We start from the raw sequence: 15066 nt of genomic DNA, 5'->3' as shown, positions 1-15066 counted from the left end.
TCATCCTCACGCGTCGACCTGCTGTCCGGTCCCGCCGTCGAGCACCACCTCGACCCCGGTACGCACCGGCCCGGATGGGAGCCGACCGGCCGGGGCGGGCTCGGCCGGCGCGGGCTGGGTGGACGCGGCCAGCGCGGCGGGCAATTCCTGTTCGACGTACTCGCAGAGCAGGTGGCTGGTGACCAGGTGCAGTTCCTGGACGACCTGGGTGTCGGGGGACCCGACGGCGAGCACGTCGTCGCAGGCGTCGGCGAGGGGGTTGGGGGCGGGCCCGGTGAGCGCCCAGGTGACCAGGCCGGCGTCGCGGCCGGCATGGGCGGCGGTGAGGAGGTTGGCACTGGTGCCGCTGGTGCTGAGGAGCAGGAGGATGTCGCCGGGTCGGCCGTGGGCGCGGACCTGGCGGGCGTAGACGTCGGTGTAGCCGTAGTCGTTGGCGATGGCGGTGAGGGCGCTGGTTTCGGCGTGCAGGGCGATGGCGGAGAGTGGTTGGCGGTCGTGGTGGAGTTTGCCGACGAGTTCGGCGGTGAGGTGCTGGGCCTCGGCGGCGCTGCCGCCGTTGCCGGCGACCAGCAACCGCCCGCCGGCGGCCAGCCGGCGCGCCAACTGCGCACCCCAACGCGCGAGCTGTGGCTCGCACCCCCGATAGGGCGCCAGCGCCGCGGCGAGATTCGTCAGGTGGGTGTCGAGCAGGGTGCCCGCCGGCATCAGGCCACCACCCGGGTCGGCCGACGCACCGCGGCCACCTCGCCGTAGACCTCCGCCAGCCGCTCGGCGGTGACCGCCCACGAGTACCGCGACCGGACCCGCTCGCGGGCCGCGGTGGCGTACGTGAAACGCCGGATCCGGTCGTCCAGCAGCCGCTGGATCGCGGCGGCCAGGGCGCGCGGGTCCCGGGCCGGTACGAGAAGACCGGTCGTCCCGTCGACCACGGTGTCGCGGATCCCGCCCACGGCGGTGCCGACGACCGGCACCCCGCAGGCCATCGCCTCCAGTGGGGTCAACCCGAACGGCTCGTACCAGGGGGCGGCGACCAGCAGGTCCGCGGAGCGGTACCAGCGGCCCATCTCCTCCCGGGGCACCGCGCCGACCAGCCGTACCCGGTCGGCCACCCCGCACGACTCGGCCAGCGCCCGCAACCGCCGGGCGTACGGGTCGGTCTCCAGCAGCCCTTCGGGTGGGCCGCCGACCACCACGCACTCGGCGTTCGGGACCAGCTCCATCGCGCGGACCACCGTCTGGAAGCCTTTGCGCTCGACCAGCCGGCCCACGGTCAGGATCCGGGCCTGACCGGGCTCGCGGTCCGCCGCCGGCCCGAACGGCGAGAACGTGGTGAGGTTGACCCCGGAGGGAACGACGGTCATCCGAGACCGGGGCACCCCCATCCGGACCAGCTCGCCGACCTCGTCGCGGCACTGCGCGACCACCCGGTCGACCGAGCGGCCCAACTCCCGCTCGTAGGACACCCGCCGGGCCGGGCTGGTGTCCTGCACGCCCTGGTAGCGGCGCTTCACGGTGCCCAGCGCGTGGTACGTCTGCACCACCGGCACCCCGGTCTGCCGACCGGCGGTCAGCGCGGCCAGGCCACTCATCCAGAAGTGCGCGTGGATCACCTCGGGCACCCAGTCCCCGCCCCGCCACCGCTCGATGAGCCAACGGCTGAACTCCCGCATGTGCGGCAACAGCGCGTCCTTGGCCACCGGCTCGGCCGGGCCGGCTGGTACGTGCACCACGTCGTACCCGTCCGGGCTGCGGACGGTCACCGGCAGGTCGAGCGCGTCACGGCGGGTGTAGACCTTCACCTCGTGCCCGGCGGCGGCGAGTGCGGCGGACAGCTCCGCGACGTGCGTGTTCTGGCCGCCGGCGTCCTCCCCTCCGAGGATGGCGAGCGGGCTGGCGTGCTCCGAGATCATCGCGATCCGCATACTTCCTCCTCCAGCAGCCGGTCCCAGTCAGCGAGGAAACGGTCGAGGCCGTACCTGTCACGCGCGGCGGTCCGTGCCGCCGCGCCGGCCTGACGCGCTGCCGCCGGCTCGGCGATGAACCGACGGGCGGCGTCGAGCAGGGTGTCCATCCGGGTGGCGAGAGCCCCCGCCTCCGGGGGCACGGCCGTCACGGCCTCGGTGGTGGCGAGGGCGACGACGGGCATGCCGATGGACATCGCCTCGATGAGGCTGAGTCCGAGGGAGGTCCAGCGGCACAGGTGCAGGTAGGCGCGGCGTCGGGCCAGTTCGGCGTGCATCTGGTCCTGGGGTACGTCGTCGTGGCTGACGACCCGGTCGGGGCTCAGACCGAGGTGGTCGGCGAGGCCGGTGACGCCCATGCCGTAGACGTCCAGCGGTGCGATCTGGGCGAACTGGGGCAGCAGGTCGGTGCCGGTGACGCGGCCTCGCCGGATGGGTTCGTTGATGACCACGGCGAGTCGGTCCAGCTCGCCGGTGTAGGACACGGTGGGTGCCACGATGCCGTGGTCGACCACTGTGGTGGGGGTGGTGCCGGTGTCCCAGAAGATCTGGTTGAAGCCGGTGACGTGGGCGATGAGCAGGTCGTCGCGGTCGGCCATCGGGTGCCGGGTGTTGGGGACGTCGCCCTTGGGGGTGTTGTGTTCGACGTAGATGGCGGGGACGTCCTGTCCGGGACGGCGGTGCAGCCACTTCTCGGCGAGGTCGACCTCCTCCGGGCGTTGCAGGATGACCAGGTCGACGTCGGTGCCGGGCAGGTCGTCGGGGCTGACCTCGATGGCGGTGTCGGGCCAGGGATAGGTGCGGGCCCGGCCGAGGCCGTAGGGGCCGCGGTCGGGTGTGGTGGGGATCAGGTAGCGGTGGTTGCCGTGCACGAACGACGTGGTCCAGGAGCCGTGCACGTGCCAGAGCAGGACGTTCATCGGCCGCCACCACCGCTGACGGCGAGCACCCGCAGCGCCTCGACCACCTCAGCCGGGTCGACGCCGCTCAGGCACGGGTGCCCGGGGATCGGGCAGCGGGCCGCCCGGGTGTCCCGGCAGGGCGCTCCGGCGTCGCCGAGCCGGACGGTGGGCACCCGGTACGGCCCCCACTGTCCGAACGGGACGGTCGGTGCGAAGAGACTCACCACCGGCACCCCGGCTGCGGCGGCCAGGTGCGCGGGCCCGGTGTTGCCGACCACCACCGCACCGGCGTCGGCGACGATACCGGCCAGCCCGGCCAGGTCGGTACGGCCACCCAGGTCGGTGCCGCCGGCCGCCGCGACCTGGGCGGTGACCGCACGCTCGTCCGGGCCGCCGGTGACCAGCACCCGGTGCCCCGCGGCGGTCAGCGCCTCGGCGATCTGGGCCGCCAACGCGGGCGGGCAGGCCCGGCTCGACGCGGCCGAGCCGGGGTGCAGCACCACGTAGCCGGGGTCGCCGAGGCCGGTCGGCCGGGGGACCACGGCGTCCGGCCGGAGCCGGAGCACGGGTTCGTCGTCGGGGGGCAGCCGGTGGCCGGCGGCGGCGGCGAGGGACAGGGCGCGTTCGGGTTCGGGAACGCCGACGGGCACCCGGTGGCGAATGTCCAGTAGCGAGCCCGGATAGTCGTCGCTGATCGCGGCGATCCGGCCGATGCCCGCCATCCGCAGCAGCAACGCCAGCGGCAGTGCGGACTGGTGGAACGAGGTGAACACCACCGCCTGGTCCGCGCCGACCCCCGCGAGACGCGCGGTCAGGCTCCGCATCGCCTCCGGGTCCACCGGCCCCGGCGTCGGGTCGATCCACGGCAGCGGAAACTCGATGATCTCGTCAACTCCGGGCAGCAGGTCCGCCGCAGCGCGTCCTCGTGGCCCGCACAGCAGCACCACCCGCTCCGCGCCGGCCGCCACGGCGCGGATCGCCGGCCCGGTGACCAGCACGTCCCCGGCGGAGTCCGACCGCACCACCAGCGCCGTGCCCACCCGCCCGCCCACTCGATCGGGCACCGAGTGGACCGCCTGCTGGCGGCGCAGGATCTCCGCCACGGCCGACGGCAGATCGGAGGCCACCCAGCCGGCGGCGGCGATCTCCTCCGGTCGGGTCACCGGGGTGGGCACCAGCACGCCCGCCGCTCCGGCGGCAAGCGCCGCGGCAACGTCCCGGCCGATGTCGCCCACCATGACGCACCGCGACGCGCTCGTCCCCAACTCCCGGGCGGCGGCGTGCACCAGCCCGGGAGCCGGCTTGCGGCAGTCACAGTCGTCGGCGTCGTCGTGCGGACAGATCAACCAGGCGTCGAAGCGACCCAGCAGCTCCTCGACCCGGGCGTGCACCGCGCGCATCTGCTCACCGGTGAAGTAGCCCCGGGCCAGGCCCGACTGGTTCGTCACCACGGCCAACCTCAACCCGGCTGCCCGCAACCGGTCCAACGCCGCCCGCGCGCCCGGCACCGGCCGCACCTTCTCCGGATCACCGTTGTACGGCACATCCTCGATCAGAGTGCCGTCCCGATCCAGCAACACCGCGTCGTACAGGACGGGCCGAGGGCCCCCGAGCGGCCCGGAACCGGCCCGGTCAGCACCGGCGTAAACCCGGGCTGACCTGCGCTGATCCGGATCCTCCTGGTCCTGTCGCACAGCCGGCGGGTTCCCTGCGCCCCGAGGAGTAAACGTCACCGTCGAGGCGTCGGCAGGGTGGGGCCAGCGCCGCCGACGGCTGCCCCGACCCGGCCTTACCCGCCGCCCCGGAGAAGCTAACCCGGCGGCTCGTTAGCCTCGGCAGAGGTGCGGGTATGGGATCACGGTGGCGATTGTGGAGAAAGTGATCGAAGCTCCCGCGCAGCAGGTGTTCGATGTGTTGGCCGACGGGTGGACGTACAGCGACTGGGTGGTCGGGACGGCACACGTGCGGGACGTGGACGAGGCCTGGCCCCGGGTGGGCAGCCAGCTGCACCACCGGGCGGGGCCGTGGCCGTTCTCGTTGCAGGACGCCTCGACCGTGCTGGCCTGCGAGCCACCGCGCCGGCTCGTGCTGCGGGCCGGTCTCTGGCCGGCCGGCGAGGCGATCGTGACCTTCACCCTGGAACCCGTTGGCGAGGGCGCCACCCGGGTCCGCATCGGCGAGGACTTCGCCGCCGGCCCGCTGCGCTGGGTCCAGAACAAGCTCAACGACCTGGTGCTGCACCTGCGTAACCGCGAGACGCTCAGGCGACTGTCCGACATCGCGACCCGGCAGAAGGGGTCGCAGTGACGCCAGAGCGGCGCGAGCGCCGGCCTGGCGCTGGCCCGCACCGCAGTGGCCCGCCGCCGGCGCTGAACGGCAGCGCCCGCACCCTGCGACACAATGCCCGTACGCAGCGGAGCAACGCCGTCCGCAACGCCCGGAAGGGGAGCCTTTTGAACCTCGATGTGGCAACTGGCTACCCTCTCAGGTAGCCCTGTCCGCAAACCGAGGATGTCCGACATGATCGAGCCCGTGCAGCTCCCGTCACCGTGGCGGGACGCGCGCCTGACCGTCGTGGTGCCCACCTACAACGAGGCGGGCAACCTCCCGGCGTTGGTCGAGCGGCTGCTCGCGCTGCCGCTGCCGGGGCTACGCATCCTCGTCGCCGACGACAACTCCCCCGACGGCACCGGTGAGGTGGCCGACAAGTTGGCCATCGAGCACCCGGATCGAATCGAGGTGGTGCACCGGGCCGGCAAGGAGGGCCTGGGCCGGGCATACGTGGACGGGATGGGGCGGGCGCTGGAGAGCGGCGCCGAGTACGTGGCACAGATGGACGCCGACCTGTCCCACCCGCCGGAGGCGCTGCCGGGGATGCTGGGCGCGCTGCTCTCCACCCAGGCCGGCGTGGTGATCGGCTCCCGCTACGTGCCCGGTGGCGAGCTGGACGAGAACTGGCCGCTGTACCGCCGGGCCCTCAGCGGCTGGGCGAACCTCTACGTGCACACCCTGCTGCGGGTGCGGATCCGGGACCTGACCGCCGGCTTCAAGATCTGGCAGGCCGACGCGCTGCGGGACATCGGCCTGGAGCGGGTGCAGTCCAACGGCTACAGCTTCCAGGTGGAGATGCACTACCTGGCCACCAAGCTGGGGCACACCATCCTGGAGGTGCCGATCCGTTTCGAGGAGCGGCGCGACGGTGAGTCCAAGATGACCACCGCGACCAAGGTGGAGAGCGCGCTGATGCCGTTTCGCCTGCGCAGCAAGCACCGCAACATCACCCGCTGACCCGCTGACCCGCGCATCCCGCCTGCGCGTCTGACGGAGGCGGGATGCCGGGTCGGGCGGGCGCTCAGTCCGGGTAGACGGCGCGGTGCGCGGCACCGATGGCGGCGGCGTAGGCGCGGCCGGTGAGCGCGCGGTCCCGGGCCAACGCCGCGCGGGCCGCGTTCGCGCCGGGCGCGCCGTGCACCCCGCCGCCGGGATGCGCCGACGCGCTGGCCAGGAAGAGGCGGTCCACCGGGGTGTCCGCCCGGCCCAAGCCGGGGATCGGGCGCAGGAACAGCTGCTGGTACGCGGCGGCGGTGCCACCGCCGAGCGTGCCGCCGACCAGGCTCGGGTTGCCCTTCTCCAGGTCGGCCGGCCCGGCCACGTGCCGGCCGACGATGAGCTGCCGGAAACCCGGGGCCGCCGCCTCCAGCACGTCCTCCATCCGCTGGACGTGCCCGGCGACGTCCTCGGCCCGCCAGTCCCGGCGGAACGGCAGGTGGGTGTACGACCAGAGCGACTCGGTGCCCGGTGGGGAGTGGCTCGGGTCGGCCACCGACATCTGCCCGAGCAGCAGGAACGGGTCGCGCGGCAGCTCACCGCGGGCCAGTTCACCGGCGTAGCGGGTCAGCCCGTTGAGGTCGGCGCCGAGGTGCACGGTGCCGGCGCCAACGAGCTGCCGGTTCGTCCACGGCACCGGCGCGGAGAGCGCCCAGTCCACCTTCAGCGTCGAACCGTCCCACCGGAAGTGCGCCAGGTCCTCCACCAACCGCGACGGCAGCACCGCCGCGCCGACCAGGTCAAGGTAGAGCGCTGGCGCCGGCACGTCGGCGAGTACGGCCCGACGGGCCCGCCACAGCGCGCCACCCGCGGTACGCACTCCCATCGCCCTGCCCCGGGCGGTGAGCACCCGGTCGACCCGGGCGCCGTAGAGGATCCGCCCGCCGCGCTCCTGTAGCCGGGCCACCAGCGTGTTGGTGATCTGCTGTGCGCCGCCGTCGGGCACCGGCCAGCCGACCTGCTGGCCGAGCATGGCCAGCAGCCACCCGTACACCCCGGAGCCGGCGTCCTCCGGGGACAGGTCGGTGTGCAGGGCGCAGCCGGCCAACAGCGCCGGCCCGCCGGGGCCGTCGAAGAGTTCGTCGCCGAGCTTGCGGACCGGCACCACCAGCCGCCGGGCCAGCCGCAGCGCGCCGGCGATCCGCAGCTGGCGCAGCAGGCCGAGCCCACCCCGCACGGGCGGGAACGGCGTGGTGATGGTCTCCAGCATCGGCTCGGCCACCTGGAGCCAGTCGGTGTACGCGTTGAGCCAGCGCTTGCCGTCGCCGGGGGCGAACTGCTCCAGGGAGGCGGCGGTGACGTCCGCGTCCCGGTTGATCACCGCGGCCCGGCCGTCCGGCAGCAGGTGCGCAAGGACGTCCGGCGAGTGCCGCCAGGACAGCCCGTACCGGTCCAGGTCGAGCCCGCGCAGCACCGGCGAGGCGTACCCGAGGGGGTAGAACGAGCTGTAGAGGTCGCTGAGGTAGCCGGGCGCGGTCACTTCGGCGGAGCGGACCGCCCCGCCGGGCACCGCAGTCGCCTCGAGCACCACCACGTCCCACCCGGCGTCCGCCAGCAGGTTGGCCGCGACCAGGCCGTTGTGGCCGGCCCCGACGACGACGGCGTCCGCGCTCTCCGCGCCGGTGGTGGTCATCCGATCCGCCTACCCGACGTGCAACCGGGCGAAACGCGTTTGTCCCGTCGAGGCCGGGGCATCCAGCGCCGCATGTACACGGTTACGCAGCTGGTGGGCGGGGTGTGGGGCGCGGGTGGTGCGGGCGGCGAACTGGTCGTCCATGATCCGGCGGATGGTTCGCCGGTCAGCAAGGCGCCGGTGGCCACGGCCGACGAGGTCGGCAAGGCGGTGGGGGCGGCGCGCGACGCGGCCGCGGAGTGGGCGGCGACCGGGCCGGCCGCACGGGCGGCGGCGCTGCACCGGGCCGCCGACGCGGTGGCGGCGGTCACCGAGGAGCTGGCGGCGGCGGTCACCGCGGAGATGGGCAAGCCGCTGGCGGATGCCCGTGGCGGCGTCGAGGCGGGCGTCAGCACCCTGCGACAGTACGCGGAGCTGGCCCCACTGCGGGGCGGGCGGACGCTGCACGGCGAATCGGACGCGCTGGACTTCATGACCCCGCAGCCGCGCGGGGTGGTGGCCGCGATCACCCCCTGGAACGACCCGGTGGCGGTCTCCTGCGGGCTGCTCGGCGCGGCCCTGGTCACCGGCAACGTGGTGCTCTTCAAGCCCAGCGAACGCACCCCGGCGACGGGCTGGCTGCTGGCCCGCGCGCTGGACCAGGCGCTGCCGGCCGGGGTGCTGTCGTTGCTCACCGGCGGGCCGGAGGTCGGTGCGGAGCTGGCCGGCCAGGAGGTGGACGTGGTCGCGCACATCGGCTCCACCGCGACCGGGCGGGCGATCGCCGCCGCCACGGCCCGCACCGGCGCGAAGGTGCTGCTGGAGAACGGCGGCAGTGATCCGCTGGTCGTCGACGCGGGTGTCGACGCCGACTGGGCGGCCGGGCAGGCCGCGCTGGGCGCGTTCGCCAACGCGGGGCAGATCTGCGTCGCCGTCGAGCGGATCTACGTGCATCGGGAGGTGGCCGACGACTTCGTGGCGGCGCTGGTGCGGCGGGCCGACGCGCTGCGGGTCGGGCCGGGCCGGGACCCGGGCACCGAGCTGGGCCCGCTGGTCGACCGGCGGCACCGCGACCACGTGCACGGGCAGGTGACGGCGGCGGTGGCGGCCGGCGCGCGCGTGTGTGCCGGCGGGGAGCTGCCGGACGGGCCGGGGTCGTTCTACCCGGCCACCGTGGTCACCGACTGCCGGCACGACATGCCGCTGGTGCGGGAGGAGACCTTCGGGCCGGTCGCCCCGGTGGTGGTGGTCGACTCGTTCGACGAGGCGCTGCGCTGCGCGGCGGATTCCCCGTACGGGCTGGCCGCCACGGTGTTGACCGCGTCGATGAGCCACGCGCAGCGGGCCTGGCGGGAGCTACCGGTGGGCACCGTGAAGGTCAATTCAGTGTTCGGCGGCGCACCGGGCGGCGCCGCGCACCCGCGCCGGGCCAGCGGACAGGGCTTCGGGTACGGCCCGGAGCTGCTGGACGAGTTCACCGCCACGAAGGCGGTGCACATCGAGGCCCCCGGCGGCGGGCACTGGTGAGCGGTACGGGCGGGCGCGGGGATGCCGCGTCCGCCCGTACCGCCTCGCTGTGCCGCCGTCGCGGGCCCGCCGCCGGCGTCGCGGCGGTCAGTCGCCGCGCGCCTTGCGGGTGGCCCGGTCGTTGGCCTTCTCGATCGCCGTGACCAGCTCCGGCTTCGTCATGCTGGACCGGCCGGGTACGTCCAGCTTGCGGGCCACCGACATCAGGTGGTCCTTGCTGGCGTTGGCGTCCACCCCACCCGCGGTGGGTGCCCGCCGTTCCGGCCCGCCGCCGGCGGCCTGGCGGTCGCTCGGGCCCTTGCGGCCCTTTGGCTCCCAGTGGTCGCCGACCTTCTCGAACTCGTGCTTGACCGCGGCGAAGGCGGTGCGGTGCGACCGCTCCCCCTCGCCGTAGGTCTCCACCGCCGAGTCGTGCGTCTTCTCCCAGGTGCGCTGCGCCTTATCCGGGGAGCGTCGCAGCGTGCTGGGCAAGTCCTCGCGCCCGGGCATCTCGTCCTCCTCCGTGTCGACAGGGTCACTGTGACCGTTCCCCGGTGACCGGGCGGCAAACCCTGCGCGGCGGGCGCCGCGTTTGTCGATTTCCCGGTGTGGGTACCGGCCGGGCCAGGCCCGACCGGATGACCGGTCATCCGACGGCCGGGGCACAGGGAGCGGGCATGACGACCATGGAGCCCGGTACGGCACTCGGCGGCGCACAGGGCACGCCACTGCCCCGGCGGATGCGGCAGCTCAACTGGCGGACCTGGCGTGGGGTGCTGGTCCGCAGCGTCCGCAACTTCGTCACCGACAACTGCTCGGACTGGGCCGCCGCGCTGACCTACTACGGGGTGCTGGCGCTCTTTCCGTCCACCATCATGGTGGTCGCGCTGGTCGGCCTGGTCTCCAACGGCGAGCAGACCGTGGACACGGTGGTCGAGTTGGCCACCCAGATGGGCGCCGGGTCGGTGGTGGCCGACGACAGCATGGTCGAGGTCATCCGGGCGGTGGTGGTCCAGGAGAGCTCGGCGAAGGCGCTGCTCAGCTTCGGTCTGCTCGGCGCGCTCTGGTCGGCGTCGGGCTTCATCGGCGCGTTCACCCGGGCCTCCAACGCCGTCTACGGGGTGCAGGAGGGGCGGCCGGTGTGGAAGCTGCGCCCGTTGCAGATCGGTCTGGCCGCCGTCTCGCTGGTGCTGCTGGCGGTCGTCGCCCTCGGGCTAATCGTCAGCGGTCCGGTGACCGACGCGGTCGGCGACCTGATCAACGCGGGCGGGCTGGCCCGCACGGTGTGGAGCGTGGCCAAGTGGCCGGTGCTCGCCCTGATCATGATGGTGTTGCTGTCACTGCTGTTCTGGATCGCGCCGAACGTTCAGCAGCCCCGGTTCCGCTGGCTCACGCCGGGTGGCGCGGTGGCGCTGGTCGCCTGGGCGGTGGCCTCCTTCGGCTTCGGCCTGTACGTGGCCAACTTCGGCTCGTACGACGCCACCTACGGCAGCCTCGGGGCGATCATCGCGTTCCTGGTCTGGCTTTACCTGTCCAACTCGGCGCTGATGCTGGGGGTGCAGATCAACGCCGAGGTGCAGCGTGGCCGGCAGTTGCAGGCCGGCGACCCCGACCCGGAGGAGCCGGTGCTCCCTCCCCGCCAGCCGGCGGACTCCTGACCACCGGTTCGGGGCCGGGTGTCCGTTCCTGGGCCGGTCCGAGGGCCGGTTCGTGACCAGGTGCCGGTTTACCTGGCGGGGTGCCGGGTAGCGCAGAAGGCATGGAGCGTGGCAACAGCAAGCACGGACCGAGGATCGACGATCAGATGAGCCAGGAGGTCAGCGGCCTCGTACAGGGGCCGGGGACCGGTGGCTCTCGCGTCGACGAGTCGCGGGTGCCGGAGCCGGCCGGCGAGGACCAGCCGGAGACGACCACCGCCCCGGCCGGTGATCTGCGCACCGGCGCGCCCAACGGCATGAGCTCGCAGGACGTCGAGCAGCGCAGTCGGCTCGGACGGTTCATCACGATGAGCGCCCTGCCCGGCGACCGCGCGGCGCTGGTCGCCAACGCGCGGGACAACGATGCGCCGGACGACATCGTGGCGGCGCTGGAACGGCTGCCCGAGGGCACCCGGTACCAGACGATCTCCGAGGTGTGGGCCGCGCTCGGCAACAAGAACGAGACAACCCGCTGGTGACCGGATCGTCCCCCGATCCGGACGACAACCGGCGATCGAAGGAGGTTTCCTGATGAGTGGCGTGACCGAACATGTCGATGTTTCCGTGCCCGTGCGCACCGCGTACGACCAGTGGACGCAGTTCGAGGAGTTCCCCGAGTTCATGGAGGGCGTCCGGGAGGTCCGGCAGCTCTCCGAGACGATGACCCACTGGACGGTGGACATCGCCGGGGTGAAGCGCGAGTTCGACGCCGAGATCACCGAGCAGCTCCCCGACGAGCGGGTCGCCTGGCGCTCCACCGGCGGCACCGAGCAGGCCGGCGTGGTGACCTTCCACCGGCTGGACCAGGACAAGACCCGGATCACCCTCCAGCTCGAGTTCGAGCCGCACGGGGTGATCGAGCAGGCCGGTGACAAGCTCGGCATCGTGGACCGGCGTGCCAAGGGTGACCTGGAGCGGTTCAAGACCTTCATCGAGCGGCGCGGTCAGGAGACCGGCGCCTGGCGCGGCACGGTGGACCGGCCGCAGCCCTGATCCTGAGCACCGATCCGCGATGGCCGCCGGAGTCCCCGGCGGCCATCGCCGTGTCTCGGGCCGGCCCCGGCCGGGCGGTGACCGTTTGCGATCATCGCGCCCGGGTACCGCTGTAGGCATGACCGACGACAACAGGGTGTGGCGGGACGAGGAACGACTTCCGCTGGAGGAGTTGGAACGCGCCGTGTCGGGCTCCAGCCTCGACGGGCAGGCCGACGACGTGACCGGCAACGACGCCGGCGAGGAGGCCGCGTTCGGGCATGGACCGGCGGCGGCGGACCGCGGCGGGCAGGCCGAGGGCGCCGGCCGGGAGCCCACCGACCCGGAGCGCGCCTACCGCCCGTCGACCACCGGCCGTACCGGACCGGACGTCTGACCGTCCCCGCCGACCTGACCGGTCCCGGACCGAACGGGCGTCCCGGGCTGATCCGGCCCGGGCTCGACGGGCGCGGGCCCATCGGGTCCGGGCTGTTCCGGGCCGCGCCGGCCGGCGGACCGGTGGGCGCCCAGCTCGTACAGCGCGATCAGCGCCAGCGCGAGCACCAACAGGGCCGAGCCGAGCACCTGCACAGACGTGTTGCCGATCAGCATGCCAAGCCCGGCCGGCACCAGCGCGGCACCGACACCGGCGGCGCCGATCTGGAGCCCGATGGCCCGGTCCGCGTGCGCCGCGCCGACCCGGTCGCCGGTGGTCAGGGTGAGCAGCGGGAACACCGGCGCGGCGGCGAATCCGACCACGACCAGACCGAGCACGGCCAGCGCGGCCGGCCCGGGTACGGCGATCAGCGCCGCGCCGACGGCCATCCCGGCCAGGCTGGCGCGCAGCACCAACGTGGCCCCCAGCCGCTCGGCCACCACGCCCTGCACCACCCGACCGACGAAGAGGCTGCCCCAGTACGCGGAGACGCAGCCGCCGGCCACCACGGCGCTCAGCCCGCGCCCGTCGGTCAGCAGCAGGAACGCCCACAGCCCGGCGGCCACCTCGATGGCCACGTACAGCGCGAAGGCCAGCGCCCCCGACCAGACCGCCGGCAGCCGCAGAGTCGCCAGGATCGGGACCCGGACCGCCGGCGGGGCGGACGAAGCGGGTGATGTCCCGACCGACTCGGCGGGGCCCGGGATGCCGCGCCGCCAGGCCCGCACGGTGAGCGCGAACGCGGTGGCGAGGGCGATCTGGGCGGCGGCCACGATGCCGTACCCCCACCGCCAGGACAGCCCCGCGCTCAACGCCCCGGTCATGATCAGCGGGCCGATCGCCACGCCCAGGCCGAAGAAGGCGTGCATCCAGTTCATGTGTCGCGGGCCGAAGGCCCCGGCGGCGTACGCGTTGAGCCCGGAATCGATCGCGCCAGAGCCCAGCCCGAGCACCAGCGCGCAGCCCGCCAGCACGGCCAGCCCGGGGCTCAGGGAGTACCCGGTCAGCGCCAGGCTGGCCAGCAGGGTGCTGCCGGCGAGCAACGCGCCCACGCCGACGCGGGCCAGCGTGAACCCGGCCAGCACGCTGGAGGTGAGGTAGCCGACGGTGCCCGCGGTGAGCAACAGCCCGACCGCCTCGGTCGGTACGCCGAAGTCGGCCCGGATCGAGGGCCAGCCGACGCCGAGCAGCCCGTCGGGCAGGCCGAGACTGACGAAGGCGAGGTAGGCCAGCAGGAGCAACGAGGCGCGGGGTGGCGCGGGCGCGGTGGACACGGGACCCCATCCTGCCGCAGCCGCACCCTAGCGCCACCTCCGGCCGACCGCTCGTCGCGATAAGAAGTGATGTCCGGACGGTCGAGAAAACGGACAGCTCATCCAGAATCGGCCGATCGGAGGACGGCAATCCAGCCGATGCGCGTAAGAATTTCGGGATGCATCAGGGCTCCGGAATCCTCTCCCCGCGTCAGCGCCGGCTCGCCTGGCTCGGCTTCATGCTCGCCGCGCTCCAGGCGCCCGTGTCCGCCTGGCTCGTCGCCGACGAGTCGTGGCTGTTCAGCCTCTGCGTCGCGCTCATGGTGGCCACCGTGATCATCGCCGACGACGCCGCGCGGCGGCGCCCGGCCGACGCGACCGGCGACTAGCCCTAGCCCTCGGTGCCCGGTCGGGCCTCATGCCCCGGCCGGCCCGGGCTGCGGCGGCGCTCCTTCATCTCCGCCTCGTAGAGGTGCCGCCGCCCGCCCACCAGCTCGTCACGGGCCCGCTGGTCCAACTCCTGGAACAGCGCGTGGTAGCCGTCGTCGAAGTCCTCGACGATCTGGAACGTCCACCGACCGGCGATGACGTTGCGGCCCAGCAGCTCGGTGTCGATCCGGTCGGCGATCTGTGGGTGCCCGGCGGCGCGGAACAGCTCCACCGCGTCGTCGAGCATCAGGTCGGCGTGCCCGATCAGCTGGTGCAGTGAGTAGAGGTGCCCACGGGCCCGCTCCACGCACTCCAGCGCCTCGCTGAGCTTGCCGAGCGCGGCGACGGTCTCGTCGCTCACCCCGGCCGGCCGGCGGTGCTGCTCGTCCGGCCGGTCCGCCTGCTGTCCCATCCGTGCCTCCGTGCCCTGTGCCGTCGTGTGCGGGTGGTTCTCCTGCTGCCCCGTCTGTGCCGGATCAACCCCCACGGCCAGCCCGAATCGGCCAGTGGCGTACCCGACACCCGCCGAGCGGCCGAGGTCGACCCGGTGACCGGTCGGTTAGCCTCGGTCACCATGCGTGTGCCGTTCACCCGGGTCGCCGCCCGTTCCGCCGTCGACTCGGCGCGGTCCAGCCTGGCCGCCCTCACCGTCTCCGTGGGCACCGTCGGGCTCGCCGCCGCCGCCGCGCGGCCCGGGCTGCTGGCCCTGGTCGACCAGCACGCGGCCGCCGTGCGGGACAGCCTCGACGGGGACCGCCGCCCGCTGACCACTGCGGCCCTCGCCGGCTACGCCGAGGGGGTCCGCACGGCCGCACTGGAGCACGGGTGGACGCTGCCGAGCGGCCCGGTGGACTGGAGTGAGCCGGAGTGGCTGCTCACCCGGCTGCTCGCGGTCTGCGCGCTGGCCCGCTCGCTCGACCGGGCCTGACACGCGGAGAGGGCGCCCGCGCGACACGCGGACACCCTCCCCA

The 15066-nt window shown here is 73.9% G+C and carries 17 protein-coding genes; 9 read left to right on the top strand and 8 right to left on the bottom strand.

Features of this window, described 5'->3' with window-relative positions; all coding sequences use genetic code 11:
- Positions 1 to 6: 6 nt before the first annotated feature.
- Genes ABZV00_RS24665 through ABZV00_RS24650 form a run of 4 tightly spaced genes read right to left on the bottom strand, consistent with a single transcriptional unit; the run spans position 7 to position 4455 of the window.
- On the bottom strand, positions 7 to 708 hold the full coding sequence (locus ABZV00_RS24665; protein WP_355610022.1) for an SIS domain-containing protein: 702 nt from the start codon (positions 706 to 708) through the stop codon (positions 7 to 9).
- The gene (locus ABZV00_RS24660; RefSeq protein ID WP_355609989.1) at positions 705 to 1922 is read right to left on the bottom strand and encodes a glycosyltransferase; all 1218 of its coding nucleotides are present in this window, start codon (positions 1920 to 1922) and stop codon (positions 705 to 707) included. Before ABZV00_RS24660 ends, ABZV00_RS24665 begins: the two co-directional genes overlap by 4 nt.
- Positions 1907 to 2881, bottom strand: a complete 975-nt coding sequence (locus ABZV00_RS24655) for a glycosyltransferase (protein ID WP_355609987.1) — start codon at positions 2879 to 2881, stop codon at positions 1907 to 1909. Before ABZV00_RS24655 ends, ABZV00_RS24660 begins: the two co-directional genes overlap by 16 nt.
- Positions 2878 to 4455: an HAD-IIIA family hydrolase gene (locus ABZV00_RS24650; RefSeq protein WP_355610020.1), complete on the bottom strand. Its 1578-nt coding sequence runs from the start codon at positions 4453 to 4455 to the stop codon at positions 2878 to 2880. The genes ABZV00_RS24655 and ABZV00_RS24650 overlap by 4 nt, the downstream gene beginning before the upstream one ends.
- A 286-nt stretch (positions 4456 to 4741) precedes the next feature.
- Between ABZV00_RS24650 and ABZV00_RS24645 the strand changes: the two genes are divergently transcribed.
- Positions 4742 to 5170, top strand: coding sequence for an SRPBCC family protein (locus tag ABZV00_RS24645; RefSeq protein ID WP_355609985.1), 429 nt, complete (start codon positions 4742 to 4744; stop codon positions 5168 to 5170).
- 213 nt (positions 5171 to 5383) lie between these two features.
- The gene (locus tag ABZV00_RS24640) at positions 5384 to 6151 is read left to right on the top strand and encodes a polyprenol monophosphomannose synthase (protein ID WP_328425859.1); all 768 of its coding nucleotides are present in this window, start codon (positions 5384 to 5386) and stop codon (positions 6149 to 6151) included.
- A gap of 64 nt (positions 6152 to 6215) precedes the next feature.
- On the opposite strand, the gene ABZV00_RS24635 is transcribed toward ABZV00_RS24640, so the two are convergent.
- The gene (locus ABZV00_RS24635; protein ID WP_355609982.1) at positions 6216 to 7823 is read right to left on the bottom strand and encodes an NAD(P)/FAD-dependent oxidoreductase; all 1608 of its coding nucleotides are present in this window, start codon (positions 7821 to 7823) and stop codon (positions 6216 to 6218) included.
- A 72-nt stretch (positions 7824 to 7895) separates the two neighbouring features.
- On the opposite strand from ABZV00_RS24635, the gene ABZV00_RS24630 reads away from it, so the two are divergent.
- On the top strand, positions 7896 to 9329 hold the full coding sequence (locus tag ABZV00_RS24630) for an aldehyde dehydrogenase family protein (protein ID WP_355609980.1): 1434 nt from the start codon (positions 7896 to 7898) through the stop codon (positions 9327 to 9329).
- A gap of 87 nt (positions 9330 to 9416) precedes the next feature.
- On the opposite strand, the gene ABZV00_RS24625 is transcribed toward ABZV00_RS24630, so the two are convergent.
- A complete protein-coding gene (locus ABZV00_RS24625) occupies positions 9417 to 9818 on the bottom strand; it encodes a ChaB family protein (RefSeq protein ID WP_328425853.1) in 402 nt (133 codons plus the stop codon).
- Between the two features lie 167 nt (positions 9819 to 9985).
- Here ABZV00_RS24625 and ABZV00_RS24620 point away from each other — a divergent pair, with 167 nt between their 5' ends.
- The 4 genes from ABZV00_RS24620 to ABZV00_RS24605 all read left to right on the top strand — a co-directional run bounded on the left by ABZV00_RS24620 (position 9986) and on the right by ABZV00_RS24605 (position 12374).
- Positions 9986 to 10966 carry a YihY/virulence factor BrkB family protein gene (locus ABZV00_RS24620; RefSeq protein ID WP_355609978.1) on the top strand — a complete coding sequence of 327 codons (981 nt, stop codon included), beginning with the start codon at positions 9986 to 9988 and terminating at the stop codon, positions 10964 to 10966.
- Positions 10967 to 11067: 101 nt separating this feature from the next.
- Entirely contained in the window at positions 11068 to 11484 is a 417-nt protein-coding gene (locus tag ABZV00_RS24615) for a DUF2795 domain-containing protein (protein ID WP_328425849.1), read from the top strand.
- 52 nt (positions 11485 to 11536) lie between these two features.
- Positions 11537 to 11998, top strand: a complete 462-nt coding sequence (locus ABZV00_RS24610) for an SRPBCC family protein (RefSeq protein WP_355609976.1) — start codon at positions 11537 to 11539, stop codon at positions 11996 to 11998.
- 118 nt (positions 11999 to 12116) lie between these two features.
- Positions 12117 to 12374 carry a hypothetical protein gene (locus ABZV00_RS24605; RefSeq protein ID WP_328425845.1) on the top strand — a complete coding sequence of 86 codons (258 nt, stop codon included), beginning with the start codon at positions 12117 to 12119 and terminating at the stop codon, positions 12372 to 12374.
- On the opposite strand, the gene ABZV00_RS24600 is transcribed toward ABZV00_RS24605, so the two are convergent.
- Positions 12332 to 13687 carry an MFS transporter gene (locus ABZV00_RS24600; RefSeq protein WP_355609974.1) on the bottom strand — a complete coding sequence of 452 codons (1356 nt, stop codon included), beginning with the start codon at positions 13685 to 13687 and terminating at the stop codon, positions 12332 to 12334. The two genes, ABZV00_RS24605 and ABZV00_RS24600, sit on opposite strands and share 43 nt — an antisense overlap.
- Positions 13688 to 13845: 158 nt before the next feature.
- Between ABZV00_RS24600 and ABZV00_RS24595 the strand changes: the two genes are divergently transcribed.
- Positions 13846 to 14055 carry a hypothetical protein gene (locus ABZV00_RS24595; RefSeq protein ID WP_328425841.1) on the top strand — a complete coding sequence of 70 codons (210 nt, stop codon included), beginning with the start codon at positions 13846 to 13848 and terminating at the stop codon, positions 14053 to 14055.
- Positions 14056 to 14057: 2 nt separating this feature from the next.
- On the opposite strand, the gene ABZV00_RS24590 is transcribed toward ABZV00_RS24595, so the two are convergent.
- Positions 14058 to 14507 (bottom strand): hypothetical protein, encoded by a 450-nt coding sequence (locus tag ABZV00_RS24590; RefSeq protein WP_355609972.1) that lies wholly within the window; start codon positions 14505 to 14507, stop codon positions 14058 to 14060.
- A gap of 162 nt (positions 14508 to 14669) precedes the next feature.
- Between ABZV00_RS24590 and ABZV00_RS24585 the strand changes: the two genes are divergently transcribed.
- A complete protein-coding gene (locus tag ABZV00_RS24585) occupies positions 14670 to 15023 on the top strand; it encodes a DUF6401 family natural product biosynthesis protein (protein WP_355609970.1) in 354 nt (117 codons plus the stop codon).
- The last annotated feature ends 43 nt before the right edge of the window (positions 15024 to 15066 follow it).

This window comes from Micromonospora sp. NPDC005173 (genome assembly GCF_040608515.1).
In the GTDB taxonomy this organism is placed as follows: Bacteria; Actinomycetota; Actinomycetes; order Mycobacteriales; family Micromonosporaceae; genus Micromonospora.
The sequence above is the reverse complement of the archived record's forward strand: the minus strand, read 5'-3'. Positions and strand labels throughout refer to the sequence as shown.

Coding starts and splice junctions, on each gene's coding strand:
- ABZV00_RS24660 (WP_355609989.1), bottom strand. CDS start 1,922: ATGCGGATCGCGATGATCTCGGAGCACGCCAGCCCGCTCGCCATCCTC.
- ABZV00_RS24655 (WP_355609987.1), bottom strand. CDS start 2,881: ATGAACGTCCTGCTCTGGCACGTGCACGGCTCCTGGACCACGTCGTTC.
- ABZV00_RS24640 (WP_328425859.1), top strand. CDS start 5,384: ATGATCGAGCCCGTGCAGCTCCCGTCACCGTGGCGGGACGCGCGCCTG.
- ABZV00_RS24635 (WP_355609982.1), bottom strand. CDS start 7,823: ATGACCACCACCGGCGCGGAGAGCGCGGACGCCGTCGTCGTCGGGGCC.
- ABZV00_RS24630 (WP_355609980.1), top strand. CDS start 7,896: ATGTACACGGTTACGCAGCTGGTGGGCGGGGTGTGGGGCGCGGGTGGT.
- ABZV00_RS24625 (WP_328425853.1), bottom strand. CDS start 9,818: ATGCCCGGGCGCGAGGACTTGCCCAGCACGCTGCGACGCTCCCCGGAT.
- ABZV00_RS24620 (WP_355609978.1), top strand. CDS start 9,986: ATGACGACCATGGAGCCCGGTACGGCACTCGGCGGCGCACAGGGCACG.
- ABZV00_RS24615 (WP_328425849.1), top strand. CDS start 11,068: ATGGAGCGTGGCAACAGCAAGCACGGACCGAGGATCGACGATCAGATG.
- ABZV00_RS24610 (WP_355609976.1), top strand. CDS start 11,537: ATGAGTGGCGTGACCGAACATGTCGATGTTTCCGTGCCCGTGCGCACC.
- ABZV00_RS24605 (WP_328425845.1), top strand. CDS start 12,117: ATGACCGACGACAACAGGGTGTGGCGGGACGAGGAACGACTTCCGCTG.
- ABZV00_RS24595 (WP_328425841.1), top strand. CDS start 13,846: ATGCATCAGGGCTCCGGAATCCTCTCCCCGCGTCAGCGCCGGCTCGCC.
- ABZV00_RS24590 (WP_355609972.1), bottom strand. CDS start 14,507: ATGGGACAGCAGGCGGACCGGCCGGACGAGCAGCACCGCCGGCCGGCC.
- ABZV00_RS24585 (WP_355609970.1), top strand. CDS start 14,670: ATGCGTGTGCCGTTCACCCGGGTCGCCGCCCGTTCCGCCGTCGACTCG.